The sequence below is a fragment of the Cuniculiplasma divulgatum genome, from assembly GCF_900083515.1.
GTDB classification, from domain to species: Archaea; Thermoplasmatota; Thermoplasmata; order Thermoplasmatales; family Thermoplasmataceae; genus Cuniculiplasma; species Cuniculiplasma divulgatum.
The window spans coordinates 1,878,410-1,896,073 of record NZ_LT671858.1 but is presented as its reverse complement, the minus strand read 5'-3'; the positions used below and the strand labels follow the sequence as shown (position 1 = coordinate 1,896,073).

At 38.3% G+C, this 17,664-nt stretch carries 21 protein-coding genes; 8 read left to right on the top strand and 13 right to left on the bottom strand.

What is annotated here, in order from left to right; translation table 11 throughout:
- Positions 1-69 precede the first annotated feature (69 nt).
- Both hutU and CSP5_RS09410 read left to right on the top strand, forming a co-directional pair.
- Positions 70-1,743, top strand: a complete 1,674-nt coding sequence (gene hutU, locus CSP5_RS09415) for a urocanate hydratase (RefSeq protein WP_148690228.1) — start codon at positions 70-72, stop codon at positions 1,741-1,743.
- Between the two features lie 129 nt (positions 1,744-1,872).
- Positions 1,873-2,961 carry a sugar phosphate nucleotidyltransferase gene (locus CSP5_RS09410; protein WP_148690227.1) on the top strand — a complete coding sequence of 363 codons (1,089 nt, stop codon included), beginning with the start codon at positions 1,873-1,875 and terminating at the stop codon, positions 2,959-2,961.
- Here CSP5_RS09410 and CSP5_RS09405 read toward each other — a convergent pair.
- The 3 genes from CSP5_RS09405 to CSP5_RS09395 all read right to left on the bottom strand — a co-directional run bounded on the left by CSP5_RS09405 (position 2,958) and on the right by CSP5_RS09395 (position 5,734).
- Positions 2,958-3,845 carry a coiled-coil protein gene (locus CSP5_RS09405; protein WP_021789662.1) on the bottom strand — a complete coding sequence of 296 codons (888 nt, stop codon included), beginning with the start codon at positions 3,843-3,845 and terminating at the stop codon, positions 2,958-2,960. The two genes, CSP5_RS09410 and CSP5_RS09405, sit on opposite strands and share 4 nt — an antisense overlap.
- A 162-nt stretch (positions 3,846-4,007) precedes the next feature.
- On the bottom strand, positions 4,008-4,634 hold the full coding sequence (pyrF, locus tag CSP5_RS09400; RefSeq protein ID WP_148690226.1) for an orotidine-5'-phosphate decarboxylase: 627 nt from the start codon (positions 4,632-4,634) through the stop codon (positions 4,008-4,010).
- A gap of 56 nt (positions 4,635-4,690) precedes the next feature.
- A complete protein-coding gene (locus tag CSP5_RS09395) occupies positions 4,691-5,734 on the bottom strand; it encodes a cell division protein FtsZ (protein WP_021789664.1) in 1,044 nt (347 codons plus the stop codon).
- Between the two features lie 176 nt (positions 5,735-5,910).
- Here CSP5_RS09395 and CSP5_RS09390 point away from each other — a divergent pair, with 176 nt between their 5' ends.
- Together CSP5_RS09390 and pyrE are read left to right on the top strand one after the other, a co-directional pair.
- Positions 5,911-6,768 carry a fumarylacetoacetate hydrolase family protein gene (locus CSP5_RS09390; protein ID WP_148690225.1) on the top strand — a complete coding sequence of 286 codons (858 nt, stop codon included), beginning with the start codon at positions 5,911-5,913 and terminating at the stop codon, positions 6,766-6,768.
- Between the two features lie 76 nt (positions 6,769-6,844).
- Positions 6,845-7,348, top strand: a complete 504-nt coding sequence (gene pyrE, locus CSP5_RS09385) for an orotate phosphoribosyltransferase (RefSeq protein ID WP_021789666.1) — start codon at positions 6,845-6,847, stop codon at positions 7,346-7,348.
- 4 nt (positions 7,349-7,352) lie between these two features.
- On the opposite strand, the gene CSP5_RS09380 is transcribed toward pyrE, so the two are convergent.
- From CSP5_RS09380 to glnA, 6 genes are all read right to left on the bottom strand, one after another.
- The gene (locus CSP5_RS09380; protein ID WP_021789667.1) at positions 7,353-8,006 is read right to left on the bottom strand and encodes a translation initiation factor IF-6; all 654 of its coding nucleotides are present in this window, start codon (positions 8,004-8,006) and stop codon (positions 7,353-7,355) included.
- Positions 8,007-8,276, bottom strand: a complete 270-nt coding sequence (locus tag CSP5_RS09375) for a 50S ribosomal protein L31e (RefSeq protein ID WP_021789668.1) — start codon at positions 8,274-8,276, stop codon at positions 8,007-8,009.
- A 9-nt stretch (positions 8,277-8,285) separates the two neighbouring features.
- A complete protein-coding gene (locus tag CSP5_RS09370) occupies positions 8,286-8,441 on the bottom strand; it encodes a 50S ribosomal protein L39e (RefSeq protein ID WP_077076725.1) in 156 nt (51 codons plus the stop codon).
- Positions 8,442-8,443: 2 nt separating this feature from the next.
- Positions 8,444-8,785, bottom strand: coding sequence for a DNA-binding protein (locus CSP5_RS09365; protein ID WP_021789670.1), 342 nt, complete (start codon positions 8,783-8,785; stop codon positions 8,444-8,446).
- A gap of 12 nt (positions 8,786-8,797) precedes the next feature.
- The gene (locus tag CSP5_RS09360; protein ID WP_021789671.1) at positions 8,798-9,250 is read right to left on the bottom strand and encodes a 30S ribosomal protein S19e; all 453 of its coding nucleotides are present in this window, start codon (positions 9,248-9,250) and stop codon (positions 8,798-8,800) included.
- Positions 9,251-9,419: 169 nt separating this feature from the next.
- The gene (glnA, locus tag CSP5_RS09355; protein WP_021789672.1) at positions 9,420-10,751 is read right to left on the bottom strand and encodes a type I glutamate--ammonia ligase; all 1,332 of its coding nucleotides are present in this window, start codon (positions 10,749-10,751) and stop codon (positions 9,420-9,422) included.
- A 58-nt stretch (positions 10,752-10,809) separates the two neighbouring features.
- On the opposite strand from glnA, the gene CSP5_RS09350 reads away from it, so the two are divergent.
- Together CSP5_RS09350 and CSP5_RS09345 are read left to right on the top strand one after the other, a co-directional pair.
- Complete coding sequence (locus CSP5_RS09350) at positions 10,810-12,222, top strand: bifunctional ADP-dependent NAD(P)H-hydrate dehydratase/NAD(P)H-hydrate epimerase (protein ID WP_021789673.1); 1,413 nt, start codon at positions 10,810-10,812, stop codon at positions 12,220-12,222.
- A gap of 65 nt (positions 12,223-12,287) precedes the next feature.
- Positions 12,288-13,703 (top strand): AMP-binding protein, encoded by a 1,416-nt coding sequence (locus CSP5_RS09345; RefSeq protein ID WP_171970484.1) that lies wholly within the window; start codon positions 12,288-12,290, stop codon positions 13,701-13,703.
- 6 nt (positions 13,704-13,709) lie between these two features.
- Here CSP5_RS09345 and CSP5_RS09340 read toward each other — a convergent pair whose 3' ends face one another.
- On the bottom strand, positions 13,710-14,138 hold the full coding sequence (locus tag CSP5_RS09340; protein WP_077076723.1) for a PadR family transcriptional regulator: 429 nt from the start codon (positions 14,136-14,138) through the stop codon (positions 13,710-13,712).
- Positions 14,139-14,378: 240 nt separating this feature from the next.
- On the opposite strand from CSP5_RS09340, the gene CSP5_RS09335 reads away from it, so the two are divergent.
- Together CSP5_RS09335 and CSP5_RS09330 are read left to right on the top strand one after the other, a co-directional pair.
- Positions 14,379-15,533: a citrate/2-methylcitrate synthase gene (locus CSP5_RS09335; RefSeq protein WP_021789676.1), complete on the top strand. Its 1,155-nt coding sequence runs from the start codon at positions 14,379-14,381 to the stop codon at positions 15,531-15,533.
- A 1-nt stretch (position 15,534) separates the two neighbouring features.
- Positions 15,535-16,059 carry an NOB1 family endonuclease gene (locus CSP5_RS09330; RefSeq protein WP_021789677.1) on the top strand — a complete coding sequence of 175 codons (525 nt, stop codon included), beginning with the start codon at positions 15,535-15,537 and terminating at the stop codon, positions 16,057-16,059.
- Here CSP5_RS09330 and pth2 read toward each other — a convergent pair.
- Genes pth2 through CSP5_RS09315 form a run of 3 tightly spaced genes read right to left on the bottom strand, consistent with a single transcriptional unit; the run spans position 16,056 to position 17,549 of the window.
- Complete coding sequence (gene pth2, locus CSP5_RS09325; protein WP_021789678.1) at positions 16,056-16,415, bottom strand: peptidyl-tRNA hydrolase Pth2; 360 nt, start codon at positions 16,413-16,415, stop codon at positions 16,056-16,058. The two genes, CSP5_RS09330 and pth2, sit on opposite strands and share 4 nt — an antisense overlap.
- Positions 16,409-16,963: a CDP-2,3-bis-(O-geranylgeranyl)-sn-glycerol synthase gene (locus tag CSP5_RS09320; protein WP_021789679.1), complete on the bottom strand. Its 555-nt coding sequence runs from the start codon at positions 16,961-16,963 to the stop codon at positions 16,409-16,411. Before CSP5_RS09320 ends, pth2 begins: the two co-directional genes overlap by 7 nt.
- Complete coding sequence (locus CSP5_RS09315; RefSeq protein WP_241810759.1) at positions 16,944-17,549, bottom strand: CBS domain-containing protein; 606 nt, start codon at positions 17,547-17,549, stop codon at positions 16,944-16,946. Before CSP5_RS09315 ends, CSP5_RS09320 begins: the two co-directional genes overlap by 20 nt.
- Between the last annotated feature and the right edge of the window lie 115 nt (positions 17,550-17,664).

Sequence of the window (17,664 nt, the reverse complement as noted above, 5' to 3'; positions counted from 1 at the left end):
TGCAGGAACCACCGAAATACCCCTTATTAGGTAAAGAAGAGTTATTAAACTAATTTTCCTTACACAATTATGAGAGAATATAAAGAAATAAGGGCTCCAAGAGGGAAAAAATTAAATGCAAGAGGATGGCAACAGGAAGCCGCACTTCGTTTACTTATGAACAATCTCGATCCAGAAGTTGCAAAGGACCCAGAAAACCTTATAGTTTATGGAGGGAAAGGAAAGGCAGCAAGAACATGGAAAGATTTTGATGAAATTGTTGCAATGCTGAAAGAGCTTTACAACGACGAAACACTACTGATTCAGTCTGGCAAGCCGGTGGGTGCTTTCAAGACAACAAAGGAAGCACCACGTGTTATTATTGTCAACGCCCAGATAGTCCCAAAATGGGCAACTGATGATATATTCTGGGATCTTGAAAAGAGAGGTCTCACAATGTTTGGGCAGATGACGGCAGGTTCATGGATATACATAGGAAGTCAGGGTGTTCTTCAGGGTACATACGAAACATTGCACGCAATGGCCAAGAAGGATTTCAATCAACCAGATCTAACAGGAAAATGGGTTCTCACAGCTGGTCTTGGAGAGATGGGAGGTGCTCAACCTCTGGCAATTACAATGAATAATGGTGTTGGCTTAGTTGTAGATGTCGATCAGGAGAAAATAGACAGAAGATTGAAAGGAAAATATCTTGATGTACAGGCAAAGGATCTTGACGATGCCCTTAGGATTAAGGATGAATACGTGCAGAAGAAAAAACCCATATCAATTGGTTTGCTTGGAAATGCTGCAACTATTTTCGATGAGCTTGCAAGAAAGAAAATAGTTCCGGATGTGGTAACGGATCAGACAGCGGCCCATGACCTGAACTTAGGTTACATACCAGAAGGATATACCGTTGAAAGTGCTGCAAAGTTTAGGGAAGAGGATTTCGAGGCATACAGAAAGAAGGTTTATGAATCCATAGTCAAGGAAGTTAGGGCGATACTGAAGATGAAGGAATATGGTTCTAAAGTTTTTGATTATGGTAACAACCTGAGAACCAGAGCAAAGGAAGGTGGAGAAAGCAGGGCATTTGAGATACAGGGATACGTGCCGGCATATATTAGAGATTTATTTGCAGTTGGTTCCGGTCCGTTTAGATGGGTTGCCCTATCTGGTGATCCGGAAGATATTTACAAGCTTGACGAGGCAATTTCATATCATCTAGGATATAATGATCACCTCGTGAAATGGTTGAAACTTGCAAGGGAAAAGGTAAAGTTCCAGGGGTTACCGGCAAGGATATGTTACGCCGCCTATGGAGAAAGAGAAAAAATAGGTCTTATAATGAACGACATGGTAAAGGATGGAGATCTTTCGGCCCCAATTGCGATCGGTAGAGATCACCACGACACGGGTTCTGTGGCATCTCCATACAGGGAAACAGAAAACATGAAGGATGGTTCTGATGCCATTGCAGACTGGCCCATACTTAACGCTCTACTAAACACTGCATCTGGAGCAACATGGGTTTCAGTACATCATGGTGGAGGTACAGGAATAGGTAACGCAATCCATTCCGGTTTTGTACTTGTTGCCGATGGAACAAAGGAAGCAGAGGATAAAATTAAAAGGGTACTCAATGCAGATCCCGGAATTGGAGTTATAAGACATGCGGATGCGGGATATGAATCATCGAAGGAGTTACTGAGAAAGGGGGTAAAATTTAAGATTCCATACTACGGCGAAGAAGAGAAATAATCCGCATTATAGATCTTATAATCTATCACGGGAAGTTATAAACCAAATGAAGAAAATATAGGTTTTATCTATTTTCCTCCACATCTTCTATATACTCAATATTTTTAATATTAATGAGTATGTAGAACTATGTCTCTAAAGGGAGTTTTAATGGCCGGTGGAAGAGGAACAAGGCTGAGGCCAATAACCTATGCAATACCTAAACCACTGGTACCCATTGCTGGTATACCTTGTATGGAATACCCAATTAGATCGTTTGCACAGGCTGGCATTGAAGATATCATAGTTACTACAGGATATAAATTCGAAGCACTGATCTCAGGATTGATAAAAACAAAGCACCAGAAGCAGAGTATACTGTATTCTGTAGAGAGAGAACCAGCAGGAACTGCAGGTTCTGTAAAAATGGTTGAGGGTTTTCTGAATGATACCTTTGTTGTAGCAAGTGGAGATGTTCTTGCTGACTTTGATATAGAAGAGGCGGTGAGGTCACACAGGGAGAGTGGAAAGATTGCAACCATAGTACTAACTGAAGTTGAAGATCCAACGCAGTTTGGTATTGTTGAGGATAAAAATAATATTGTTAAGAGATTCCTTGAGAAACCTACTGCTGCTGAGGTTTTTACAAATATGGTGAATGCCGGAATATATGTTCTTGAACCAGAAATATTCAATCATATACCTGAAGATCAAACTTATGACTTTGCCAAGGAGCTCTTTCCTAAACTATTGAGAGAGGGAGTTGAGATAAATACTTATCACGGCAAGGGAGCATGGCTTGATACAGGAAGACCAAGAGAACTTATACTTGCAAACCAGCTCATGTCAGAAAAGTATGGTAACGAAATAAATGAGACCAATTTTAAAGGGAAAATGATAATCAGGGAAAGACCTGCAGGATCAGATTTTACTGTTACAGGAAGTTGCTATATAGGAGAAGGAGTTAAAATTGGAAAGAATGCCTTAATAGAGAATTCAACAGTTTATGACAATGCTGTAATAGCAGAGAACTGCAATGTCAGGGATTCTATAATATTTGAAAACTGTAGTATAGGAAAGAAATCTACTGTTTCAAAGTCAGTAATAATGAAAGGGACGTCCATAGGGAAGGACTGTGAGGTAATAGAGAGCGCTCTTTCATCAAACATAAATATACAGGACGGGTCAAGAATTTATAATGTATCTCTTTCTTCTGAAAGTAATAATAGCCTGGATTAGAGAAATCCAGCTTTTTGGAGAATCAGGAGATCCTCTGTTGTGAGCTGTTCCCCATTCTTAAATTTATCAAAAAGAACATTTGCCTTATTCTGTAATTCCCCTTCCTTCTCCTTCTTTCTGGTGGCTCTAGTTTTTGCTGCCATTCCACCAAGTATCTTTTCAAGGTCTCTGAGTTCAGTTTTTGCCTTTATGAACCCTTCATGTTCTTTCTCAGATTCCTTATTGAACTTTATAAACATTTCATGAAATTCATCGGCTTTTTTTCTTGTTTCATCAAGTTCCTGAAGACCCTTACTAATCTCGTCTCCAAGCCCATTTATCTGTTTGGATATTTCGTCAATTTCCTTCTTGAACTCATCTACAACTTTTCTCTTCTCGTTTATCTTTCCAGATAAATCCTTAACACTGTCGTTTTCTTTCAGTTCTTTTTCTACAGCTTCCCTTGTTTTTCTAATATCGTTGCTGAGCTTCCTGATCTCAAGAACTATCCTTTTTTCCTCATCCTTCTTAAGCTGCGTAGTCTGCTGGGTTTTCTCAAGCCTTTGAAGTTCCTTCTCCTTTCTTCTTAATTCAGAAGGATCAGCACCCTGTGATTTAAATGAATCACGGTATTTTCTTAACTCCCTTCTCAATTCAGAAAGTTCTTTAAAATGATCTTCTTTTTCATTTCTCATTTTCTGAATTTTTTCGATAAGCTGTCCCTTATCGTCAATCTTTTTCATAACAATTTCTCGCATAGATTTAGATTTCTGGTTAAGTTTATCCCTCTCTTCAGCGTAATAATGGGCTTCTTGCGAAAGCTCATCTCGCCTCTTGATATGGTCTTCGACCAGATTTCTTAAAATCTCTCTTTTCTGTTCTAGTTCAGGAAGGACGTCACTCATAATGATCAGTCTTTGTAGTGATATTACCTGTATTTTTGATTACAATATATAACTTTCGTAGTTAATTTGCATAAATACTCCCATAAATCTTACTTATACTTACAAAAATACTGGATCAACTTTACGGCCGAATAGTTAACGACCTGTGACATTTTCTCGTGGTTAGTTTTCTCCTTCCAGATTCATTATATATTTCAGTGGTTCAGGATTCTCATAGATAGATCTACCTATTATTACATAGTCTGAGCCGGAGCTAATTGCTTTTTTGTATCCACCACCCTGTGCGCCAACTCCAGGAGAGAAAATCTTCAATGGTCCTTTTGTCCTTGATATTTTTCCGAGGAGTTCATAATCGTTTCCAGGTGCCACAATACCGTAACATCCAAGAGTTATAGCATCAGAAACTAGATTCTCAAAGTTTGGGTTAAGATACAGATTAGACCCGGGATTGCTCATTGATGCAACTCCAATTATTTTTATTTCACCAGAATTATCAACAAGAGATTTCATAGAATCAGGTCCTGGAAAGAGGTGTCCAATAACTGCCCATGGGTTTTCCTTTGAAATTTGTTCAATAATAAGCCTGTTGGTATTCGGTATATCTGCTATCTTCAGATCGCAAATCACTTTTGAAAACATGGAAAGTTTTCCTATAATTGATTTTCCGAGGCTCAATATTGTTGGCCAGTTTATTTTAATTGCAAACACGCTGTTACTTATTTCCTCAGCAATAGAAATCAACTTCTTCTCGTCTGTTATATCAAGGGATGCAACAATTTTATGATTCATAATGATGGCTAATTACAAATAATATAAAAAAATTGGTAAAATGTAGTTTTCAGACTTTATGCAATTCTATTGTCACTGTCATCATCGCCAAAAAGGTGAGGATCGATATCGTCACCATTTCCGATTATGAAGTTGGAATCAACACCTGTAATAATCAGGAAAATTTTAACCGCGTCGCCCATCTCTTCCTTTATGTCTGCTCCAACTATAAATTCACAATCTTCATTCATCATCCCTAGCATTTTCTTTGATATGTCATCAAATTCATCGATGGTAAAGTTACCTCCTATGACCCTCATCAAGCATCCCTTCGCCTTTGATATATCCACATCAATCAACTGGTTTGTTAAGGCATCATTAAGGGCAAAATCCATTCTTTTTTCTCCACCTGAAGACTCTCCCACTCCAACATATGCAGCTCTTGAGTGCGATAACACCCTCATGAGGTCAGAGAATTCAACATTTATCAGGCTGGTGTCTGTAATCGTATTAACAATACCTGAAATCTGATCTACAATGAATTTATCGGCCATAGCATAGCTTTCCTCCTCATTTTTTTTGTTGTTTATCTGCTTGAGCCTTTCATTTGAAATAACTATGACTGTATGCGAGACTTTTGTGAGACTCTCTAGACCTATCTTTGCATTTTGTTTTCTTATTTCGCCCTCACTTTTTGTTGGGAGGGTTACAAAACATATAACCTGTGCACCATTGGCCTTTGCTGCCTGAGCAACTATGGGTGCGCTTCCGGTTCCAGTACCTCCACCCATCCCGGCTATAATAAAGACAAGATCTGCATTTGCAGTAGCCTTCATAATCGAATCTCTACTTTCTATGGCTGCATCTCTCCCCACATTTGGATCAGCTTTTGCACCGTGTCCATTAGTTAATCTTTCCCCAATGAGCATAAGCACATCAGAATCAGTTTTATCTTTAAGATGTGCGGCATCAGTGTTAAGTGCAATGAGTTTTGCACCTGATAGTCCAAACTTCTTAAGGTTTGTAACAGAGTTACATCCTGCACCACCACAGCCTATTACCTTAATCCTTACTTTAGCGGTTTTAAGGATTTTTTCCATCTCGCTGTCATATTCCATCATTGATAGACAATTGACAGACAAATATATAAACTTTTTTTAAATTCGAAATACAAATATCGGACAAGCATCTGACATAGTTAGCATCACTCGCAAAATGATATCAGATTTTTATTGGGTTTAAGTTAACAAGATTGGTATTGAGCCAACGTTTAAGAATACAGTATAATTGCATCCATATGAAGTTCTGTATGTTAAAAAACTATTCAGGAGGATTTCCATCCATTTGCCTGAATGATAAATTCCTTCAGCTCAAAGATATGGAGGAATTGATGGGTATAAGGATGCCGGATACGCTTGATGATATGATAAGAAATAGCGGTATTGTGGATAATCTTAGGCATATTGATTATAACAGAGGAAAAGTATCAAATTTACATAAATTAGAAAAAAATGAGGCTGAATATGCTATACCTATTTCACACCCTGGAAAGATTTGGTCAATTGGTCTAAATTATATTGAACACGCAAGGGACCTGAATGTGAAACAGCCAGTCATGCCTGCCAGTTTCATGAAACCAAAAACCTCAATGATAACTCAGGGAGAAAATATTGTAATTCCAAAAGGATGGGGGAGAATTACCGCGGAGGCAGAACTTGGCATAATCATTGGAAAGAAGGGGAAAAATATCAGTGAAGAAGATGCAATATCTCACGTTTTTGGTATAACTCCTATCATAGATATGACGGCCCTTGATATTCTTGAGCAGAATCCACGTTTTTTGACACTGTCAAAAAGCTTTGATACATTTTTTAGTATTGGACCGGAAATTGCAACAATAGATGATTTTCCAGATCTTCACACACTGAAGATAAGCACGATCAAAAATGGCAGGATAGAACACGCAAACATCGTAAAAAATATGATGTTTTCTCCTGAAAAACTCATTTCGTTTCACTCTAAAATTTTCACTCTGGAACCTGGAGATATAATATCCACCGGTACTCCTGGTGCAGTCGAAATACATAGTGGAGATAAGGTCAGATGTATAATCGAAGGTAAGAATAGTCTTTCACTGGAGAACAATGTAATCTAAGGCTTCCCTGGCTGAGTGGGGTTATACAGCATCCTTAAATTAGTTAATTCTAAATATATCTAAATTTTATCCACTTATGCTTAAAGAACTTCTTATTGAGGAGAATGCTGTAAAAAAAGGGAACTTCACACTTACATCGGGTAAGCAATCTGAATATTACGTTGATATAAAGGATGCGTGTGCTAGGCCCCACATAATGAAGGAAATCGTACATGAAGTGGTTAAGAAACTGAATGCAAAGGTAGTCGCAGGGGTTGAGCTTGGTGCAGTACCTATTGTTATTGGTGTGTCATATCAGATGAACATACCCTATCTTATAATAAGGAAAGAATCAAAACATGGTATGAAGAAACTGATCATAGGGAACCCAGAAAAAGGCTCAGAAGTAAACATAATCGAGGATGTGGTTACAACAGGGAATTCTGTACTCAAGGCAGTTAATCTCCTGAGAGATAATGGATGTATTGTAAACAGGGCGATTACAGTCGTTGACAGGGAGGAAGGAGGTTATGAACTTCTAAGAGACAACGGAGTAGAACTAATATCTCTTGTAAAATTAAAGGAAATATTTCAAAAATAAATTATCAGGAGAGTATATCATCTATTGCTGTCAGTTCTATGGAAGTAGTATCATTCCCAACAATTATTCCGTTTTTATTTGCCACTATACTCGAACCAACCATTGGACTTCCAAAGTTTGCTGTTCCGAGTTTTACTGAAACCTTGAAGAAATCTTTTAGAATCTCAATCTCATCATCTGTTGTTTCTGGATTAACGATCATGCCCTTGCTTGTGAGGACTGAACTGGAACCAACCGTTGGAAAACCACCTATGGTTCCCTGAATAGTCTCTACCCCAAGTGCATCTTCAATTGCCATAACACTTTTTTTGGAAAAATCTTCATGGACCATAGCTCCGTGATCATTAGCTACTATATCATTTCCAACGGCATTTATCATGTCTTTCAGGAAGAGCACATTCCTCTGTCCTGTATCAAAGTCAATATCCTTATTTCTATACATTCCACTGATTATTATCCCATTGGAATTCATAACTGAAAAAATTCCATACATTCCAGAATCATCCATGCGACTCTTCCTGATATCAACCTGAAGAGATTCCTGTATGGCTTCTATTTCACTATCTTCAAGAGATGATGGTACTAAAACCATGTCATCCCAGGTGCGTAGATAAAGTCCAATATAATTGTTCTCAAAGAGAGAAAGCTTCTTAATCATTTATGGCATCAAAACTTCTATTTCTTCATTTTGTAATTTTAGAACCTTTACCTGGATGCTGGTTGGAATTTTGAACCTTCCTCTCTTCCATATCTCTTCATTAATTTTGCTATCTATCCAAACGTTTTCAATATCTGATTTAGTAAATTTTGCAACATTCTCTCTAATTACCTTAATAGCTGTATCTGCCCTTCTCCTCTTGGAGCTGGCAAAGGCTTTTCTCAATGGGATATTCATAAGCATTTCATCATTAACACTATCTTCTGCCATTTCATTCCCTCAAAGTTTCAGATTATTTCTTCTCCAGTGTCTCCTGTATGGATTCTGGGTTACCTTTCTATCAGTTCTCATTATTACCCAACCAGGTACTCTCCTGTTCTGGTTGACCTTTCTCATTAATCTTATTTTTCTGCCTGTTTCCTTATTCCTACTCATCCTCATCTCCTCTCTATATGTGTTTCTCTCTTTGTTTCTGTCATCCGTCCAAGTATCTGCTTTATTTCATCATCTGAAATTACTCTGTTGATTCTCCCCATGCCATACAACTGAATAAGCTGATTCTCCACGTTTTCAGCCACATCTGGTCTTACGAGCCTGACATTAGCAAGCCTTTCTCTTGCTGCGATATCAAGAATCTGCCTCAATATCTGCTGCTTTCTGGCCCTTTCTGCTTCCTGGGCATTTTTTTGCTCTTCTTCGGCCTGTTCCTGACCCTGAGCTCTCTGCATCTCCTCCATTCTTTTCCTTCTTAACTCTTCAAGCTCCCTGTCTGAATCCATGCCTATACGCCTCTAAAGATATTTCTTTAATTCTACCTGTTTCTCAGAAAGCGATTCCATTACCTGTTTTGATGCCTTCTGAAGCATTGCCTCTCCAACTGGAGATACGGATCTCCCCGTTTCCTTTTTAACCAGTAATCCAAGGTCTTGAAGTTCGTTGAGAACATGTCTCACTATACTTCTACTGCCAGATGCGGGGTGATAGGGCTTGGATCCGCCATCCTTTTTTCCGCCATACTCTTCGCTAAGTCTCTGTATACCTATATTTCCCCTCACATACACTTTCCTCAGTGTTGATGCGAGTCTTCTGTAGTACCAGTCTTCCTGTACCCAGCTCTTCTCTCTGTGAACACCTGATTTAAGGAATTCTGCCCACTCTGGGACCTTAATCTTATCATTCTTACTGAATTCCTCAGTAAGCTTTTCAATCAAAAGGTCAGCAGGAACCTCTTTAACATTTACCATTAACTATCACTCAGTCAATGTGCATATAAAAACCATTAATAACTTTTTCTTAAGAACCATGCATGTTTTCCCATGCCAGATCGGAAGTGGTTGAACCCCTTTCGACTGTTTATAAATATGGATTGATTTAAACATCAATTAATTAAAAATTATAATTTAGGATGCTGAATCACAGGGTTCCTAGATATCTATTTAATTCCCACTCTGTCACATGAGATCTGAAAGCATCCCATTCCTTCTGCTTTACTGTCAGATAGTTGTGATAGACATGTTTTCCAAGAATCTGTTCCATTAGCTTGCTTCCTTTCAGATGGTGAATAGCTTCACCCAGACTTTCAGGCATAGACTCAATTCCTTCTTTCCTGCGCATTTCTGCATCCATATGGAAGATATCTTTCTCTGTCGGTTCCGGCAGTTCATATTCATTCTCCACTCCATCCATTCCCATTCCAAGCACAGTTGCAAATTGTAAATATGGATTTCCTGCTGGATCCGGGCATCTTAGTTCTATCCTTTTCCTCATATTGACTCCTGCTGGAACTCTTATGAGGGCTGACCTGTTTTTGTTTGCCCACGAAATATAAACAGGGGCTTCATATCCAGGTATAAGCCTTTTGTATGAATTTACGGTGGAGGCAAGTATGGCTGATCCCTGGTTTATATTTTTTAATATACCGGCAGTGTAATTCTTGGCAAGTTTGCTCAATCCGTATTTGTCTTTCTCATCGTAAAAGAAGTTCTTTTTCTGATCTTTTCCCATTAGACTCTGGTGGATGTGCATACCGGATCCGTTCAGGCCATTCAGCGGTTTTGGCATAAAGGATGCAAAGAGGTTCTGGTTTTCTGCTGCATTTTTTATGACACTTTTTAACACAGTAATTCTATCAGCCATTAGCATTGCATTTGAGTATCTCAAGTCTATTTCATGCTGGCCAAAGGAAACCTCATGATGAGCCGCCTCTGGTTCATATCCAAGGACTCTTAGCTGTGTCAGTATTTCCAGCCTCACCTGAGCCGCCCTGTCATTTGGTGTGTGATCAAAGTACCCACTGTGGTCACTGGGTTCAGGAATAGGATCACCGTGTTCATTCTTCTTGAAAATGAAAAATTCAAACTCTGGACCAACATAAAACTCCATTCCCCTGTCCCAGACCTTCTTCAAATTTCTTTCCAGAACATATCTCGGATCGCCAGGGAATCTTGTACCATCTGGATTATAGATATTGCACAGGTACCTTGCTGCGTTTCCCTGACTGCTATAGGGATACACAGCATATGTATCCAGATCAGGAACAGCTCTCATATCAGATTCTTCTATCTGTGCATAACCAGCCACTGAACTGCCATCAAAGACAACCCCTTCATTAAGGGCATCTTCAAACCTGTTCTTCGGAAGAGTAAGTGTTTTCACTCTTCCCAGAATATCGGTGAACTGCATATACAAAAACTCAATCTGTTCCTTCCTCAGTCTCTCCAGACTGGTTTGGATTTTATCTTCCATGGTGATCCCATGTGAATAAACATAAAGTTTTTTCTAAAAGAAAGGGCTACATTATGCCATGATGGAAAACATTGAAGGAAAAAGAATAGATTTCAATTACAAGTGGAATCACGGTGATCTCTTTATTCTAATGGAGAACGCTGGAAAAGCAGTAAGTGAATATATAACAGAAAAATATGGAAAAAATCGAAATATACTGGTCATTAGTGGCAGTGGAAATAATGGTGGAGATGGAATAATCACTGCCCACAATCTTGATTCTGACAATAATCTAAAATTAATAGTGATGACAAGGAGCGATGGTTCTGTAAGCTCTCTTTCCAGAAGAGCTATGGAAAAATTCGGTAATGATAGAATAATAAAAAATCCAAATACAGGGGATATAAGGAAGATGATATCGGAGTCTGACATTATTGTAGATGCCATTTTCGGAACAGGAATAAGGGATCCAGTCAAGGAACCATATAGTTCTATTATAGAGGAAATTAATCTAAGCAGGGCAGAAGTTATTTCCATAGATGTTCCATCAGGGCTGGGAACATCCCACAGCGTTCTTCCTGATGCAACGGTTACATTTACAGATGTAAAGGAGGGAATGAACGAGAAAAATTCAGGATCAATCAACGTAAGAAATATAGGTATAGATGAAAGGGAAATTAATTATGCTGGTCCAGGTGACATGGTATATTTCCCAAAAATCGAGAAAAATGGGCACAAGGGGCAGAACGGAAAAGTTCTCATCATGGCAGGATGGAAATTCACTGGTGCAGGCTGTATGACAGCAAGAGCCGCAGAGAATGCACTTCCAGACCTCATAACAATGCTGGTACCAAAGGCATCATCAACAATATTTTCCATCAAACTAGAGGATCAGATTGTAGGAGTTTTTAATTCACTGAATATGAAAAATGAATTGGAAAAATGCAATGCAGTACTAACAGGTCCAGGGATGGGAATATCTGAGGATTCAGTTAAGGTCGTTCTAGCAGTATGTAAAAGTGGAAAGAAAGCAGTTTTTGACGCTGACGCTATTCATATAATGGCGGAACATAGAGACCTGATAAATCAGAATATGCTGTTCACTCCTCACAGCCATGAATTCGAGGTCCTGACAGGAACTGAGGCCAACAGGGAAAACGCAGAAAAATTCAGTGTGAAGTATGGTTGCACCATACTCTTGAAGGGACCCGCTGATATAATAACAAACGGCAAAAAAACAGTTATCAGCGAAGGAGGAAGCCCAAGAATGGCAATGGGCGGAACAGGCGACATACTTGCAGGATTATGTACTGGACTCATGGCAAGGAACATGGACCCATTTCACGCAGCGGTCCTTGGGTCTTTTATAAACAAAAAGAACGGGGAGAGGGTGGAAAAAGAAAGATCATACTGGTTTAACACATATGATCTACTGGGAAGCATGGGTAGGACATTTCGACAATATTATGACTTCATTATCAGTAATGAATAATTAAATTCCAAAGTTAAATGACAGTATTGACTAAAGTTATTAATAATTATTTGTATACAAGGTCATTGGGCGATATAGATCCTGAAGAGATAAGGTCAGTGGATGATATCCTTGACTACATAGTAGAAAATTTTGAAAGCGACCCTGTAGCAGGTTATGGAAACAATTTGTGGAGTTATAGACAGTTTAGCGACATGGTAAAATCGCTGGCATCATCCATGATAGAAAATTTTCCAATGAAGAAAGGCCAGAGAGTTCTCATAATTCTCCCACCTAGCTATCAGCTGTTACTTTCTTATTTCGCACTGTGGAGAAACGGAGTGAGTGCAATTCCACTCGATGTAAAAACGCCTCTGGAATTGATTGATAAAATAGCAACAAGCGGAAAAATATCTGGAATAATCACCTATGACTCTCTATTCAGCCATATAAACAGGGATGAAACATCAAATATTTACAATATACTGACCAGTTCTTCTGAATTTAGGTCAATAATTTCAAAAAGAAATCCAGATATGGATGATTATAGAATAAGGGGGACCAGACAGAGAGCAGTAATGGAAGAAATGTGTTATAATGAAGCTAAGGAAGGTGAACATATTGATATATTCACAGATATAGCAATATCTGAAATACAGTGGAAAAAAGATTCATCATTTACTTTCCTGAATTATACATTTAAGAAAGTAATTTCTGCATTGAAGCTAACAATGGACCTCTTTCCAATGAGGAAGAACCAGGCATTTGCAGTCCAGAAAGAACCAACATCCTGTCCAGATGTGATCGAAGGACTCTTGATACCTATATTAAAGGGAGAGAGAATCATTATGGTAGAGAATTTCAGGGAAAATCTGGAAAAAATAATAATGAAAAACGATCCAGAAGAGGGAATTGTACTCTGGTTAAATATGCATGGTTTCAAAGCGTTGAGGGAATTCAGGGAGTCAGCAATTGAAAAAATATCTATAATCCTAACAAATTTTCAATGGAACATGGATGAAGTTAGTTTTCTGGGAAAGAAACGGTCTTCCCTGTTCTCCATAATGGAATATGAAGGCGTTTCAGTTCCCATAATTTCAAAACAGTTCATCGGTGATGGACCTGGTCAGAGTAATTTCATATCAGGTGGCAAAGAAAAATCTGGCGTTTTTAAAATCCCGTATATGTACATCTGCGACAAATATGAAGACGAGGAAGAGTTCTACACAATTGCAAACATCAACATAGAAAGCATGTCTGCGAGGGATATTGAAAATGAATCTGTCTATTTGCACAGGGGAAGATCAATTCCTTTAAATGAGATGATTAAGTTTTTTGAGAACCAACTCCATGTAAAAAACTGTGCATTATTACAGGACAAGGATGACTGGCGAATAATCGACATCATACTGGATAAAAAAACAGCAATTCCGACAAAAATAAATATTAATGATGAGGTTCCTGACCTCTTACTACCTTTAAAAATTATAAAAAATAATTGAATGTACTCAATCAGATGTAAGTTTCCTTATTCTGTCTGCTATCTTATCAAGTACTTCTTTATTTTCCTTCAATTTTGTGCTTCCATTTGCCTTTATATCTTCAAGAAAATTGACAAGACCATTGATCTCATCTACAGCCTCATCATAATTTCTCGGAGAGTTTCCGGAAAATGGATTATGCATATGTCCCATACCAAACCAGCTATCAGATTCCTGCGTAAGACTGTAAGCTCCTGAAGGTTCCTTCTTGATCATATTCTCATCTACCATCTTCTGTAGCATCGGGTAAAGTGATCCAGGTGATGGTCTCCACATCCCAAAGGTCATTTTTTCCACAGAATCCATTATCTCAGCACCGTTCTTAGGTCCACTTCTCAGCACTGCAAGAATAGTAAACCTCAAATCTCTTCTTTTTCCAAACATGTTTCCCATCATGATTATCATATCGGTTATTCGATATCGATATATAAACATATTGCTTTCGATATTGAAATGTCTTTATTAGAACTAAAGAGATTCATATTATACTAAAAAGGTAAAATTAATCACTCTTATTGTATGCAAAGAAAAGCATTACTTTCAAAGAAATGTTAATTAGCCATTTTCATATATTAAGGTCTGTGTGTTGAATTCACAAGGGAAGAACATAATTTTCATTAAAAAAGGTTGAGTAATATGAATGAAGGGAGTGAAGCAAAGGAAGAACTGAGAAGGGGATTAGAAGGTGTACTAGCAGCAGAGACCAGAATAGGATATGTAAATGGATCTGATGGGAAGCTTTTTTACAGAGGATATGAGATCAACAGTCTTGTAGAACAGAGCAATTATGAAGAGGTATCCTATCTTCTTCTTTATGGTCATCTTCCGAAAAGGGGAGAGTATGAGGAATATGTGAAGAGATTGAGGGAAGAGATGCCACTTCCGGATGAGGTCTTATCACTAATAAAAAACATAGGGGGAAGGACCCATCCAATGTCGGCACTGAGAACAGTAATTTCATATCTTTCAGTGCTGGACAGTATGGAATCTGATAGTTCCACTAAAAATCAGGAAAGGATAGGTATAAGTCTTATTGCAAGAATGCCCTCAATAGTTGGAGCCATACACAGGGTATATTCCGGTAAGGAAATAATTAAACCAGACCCTGAGCTTGGATATGCTTCAAACTTCTTTTATATGTCCACTGGTGCTAGGCCAGATCCTGTTGAATCAAAGATAATGGATACTGCTCTAATAATTCACGCAGATCATGGAATGAATGCATCTACTTTTTCAGCACTTGTTACCATATCAACAATGGCTGATATGTACTCCGCCATCACCTCTGCCATAGGTACTTTAAAAGGACCATTGCACGGTGGAGCTAATGAAAGAGCATTGAAAATGATCCAATCAGTAGGAAGGCCAGAAAATGCAGAGAAAGCGCTCAAGGTTATGACTGATAAAGGTGAGCGCGTGATGGGATTTGGGCACCGTGTCTATAAGGTATACGATCCGAGAGCAAAGATTCTGAAAAGATATGCAGAATATTTTGCAGAACGGAAAGGAAACGAAACATTCAAAACCGCTCAAATAATCGAAGAACTGATGATTAATAAGTATGGAGAGAGAGGAATCTTTCCGAATGTTGATTTTTACTCCGGGATTATATACGACGCTATGGGGTTCAGAACTGAGATTTTCACTCCAATCTTTGCAACAGGCAGAATTTCAGGATGGGTAGCAAGGGCACTGGAATATTCAACAGAAAATAGATTATTCAGGCCAAAGGCACTTTACGTAGGAGAAAAAGGGCCAAGAAAATACATCCCAATACAGGATAGAGACTGAAATGGCAGTAAAAAAGGAGAGAATAAATCTCGGTGAAAAGCTCATAATTCCGGACACCTCAGCCATATTAACAGGAAAAATAGAGATTCTGTCAATGAATTGCATTGTCCCAACAAGCGTTATAGGAGAGATCAAGCATGGTAAAATGAGCAGGGTCATTGGGCATGATCTAAATATCATACGAACCGCTTCTCCCGGGCAGGAATATATGGAACAGGTTAGGGAAGCTTCAAAAAAGACTGGAGACTTTCCATATCTGAGCCAAACTGATATGGAAATCATTGCAATAGCAAAGGAATATGGTGGGGTTGTTATTTCTGATGATTATTCCCTTCAAAATGTATGTTCAGAAATGAGCATAGAATATTATGGATGCGGCATAGAGGCTATCAAAAAGAGTATAAGATGGGGATATCTTTGCAGAGGTTGCGGTACAAAATATACTAAAAGACTGGATAAATGCAGCATATGTGGGCACTGGATAACCCGATATGCCATAACAGAGAATGAAAATAAAAGGGGTTAAAGCAAGGGATATTCGGATGTAATTTTATCAATTACATCAGCTGGAGCAGGGCCAATCCCTATACATGTTGTACTGCCAGGATCAACCTGTGTATAACCAGCATCTGATATTACTGAGGTATTTAGACCAATATTTTCGCATTCTGCCTTTAGTTTATAAAGTTCCTCAAGATTCTGCAGTCTTATCACTATCTTTTTTTGTCCCTGGGATTCCCATTCTCTGAACACTTTTTTGTTATTTTTTTGAGCCCAGAGAGCGCAATTTACAGCAGCATGTGAAGCCTGAGCTGCTATCTTCCCCTTCCCCATGTCAAGATCTTTTCTCACGCCAATTATCATCTTCATTTCTTCTACCATGGAACATCCTTCCTATGCATCTTATAAGCAAGTATATTTACACCCCTGTGCAAAAGTGGTGTTATTACAAGTATTATCACAATATCTATAAAATTTCCATAGAGCGATAAGAAGAAAGATCTCGAAAATAGAAACAGGAATAGGAAAGCGAAGATAACGAATGGCCACATATCCAGAAGATTACCCTTTTCTCCACTTTTCATATTCTTTCTCCTCTTTATGAATGATCCTACTAGATCACCTGTTAGTGACCCCCATGCCAGACTAACTGAGGCAATTATCATAGTTTCAAATGAAACCTGGAACTGAAATAGTCCTGCAATAGAAAGGATTGGGAGAATTATTATTCCAGAAATGAAACCAATCAATATTCCACCAAAATATCCACTTATACTCTTTCCATCTCCAAATATTCTCCTTCCATCTATGAAATTCCTCCCAAAATCCATTCTGCCTTTTCCTCCTGTGATAACTGCACCTGGATTGGCAACCAGTGCCGGAATAAAGGCAAATAATCCTGCAAGGATGTTAAATGCCAGATTCTGCATATGTCTCTACAGCCTTCAGTATATCAGCCTTGGTTATTATGCCTTTTAATTCAAGCTTGTCAGTTATCAGTACTGCATTGGAGAATCTCAGTATTGGATAAATAGCAGATATGGGAGTGTTTGGAGGAAGTTGAGGAAGTGCGGGGCTCATAATCTTTGATACTGTCATCTTTTTTAAAGCATCTGGGGAAATCCCTTTCATAAGAAATTCATTGACTTCACCCTCTCCTATTGTACCAACTACCCTCATTTCTGAATTTAGCACAGGCATCTGTGAAATGCCATATTTTTTCAGAATATCAAGGGTTGTCAGTATAGAATCAGTAGCCTGACAGGTTACAACATTTGTGGTCATAATCTTTGAAACTTCTATATCCATCTGATCTGCCTTCTTCGAATGGCTCTGTAGATAGTTATAGATTTTTCTTATATTTTCATAAGTTGGATTTATGTCTCCCTTCTCAAGCCTTGCAATATACGACTGACTAACTCCACAGACAGAAGCGAGTTCCCTCTGTCTAATTCCAAGAGATTTTCTCATCTTGGAAATCTCCTTAACTGTAGGAAGCATGAAGGTATGATTCATATTTGGGTAATATTATTATTGTTAAAACTTTTAGAAAATATTACCTTTCGTAATATCATATTCCGTAAAATTGATTATGTATAATCTCAGAGTCTTTGAATTCTATAAAAATATC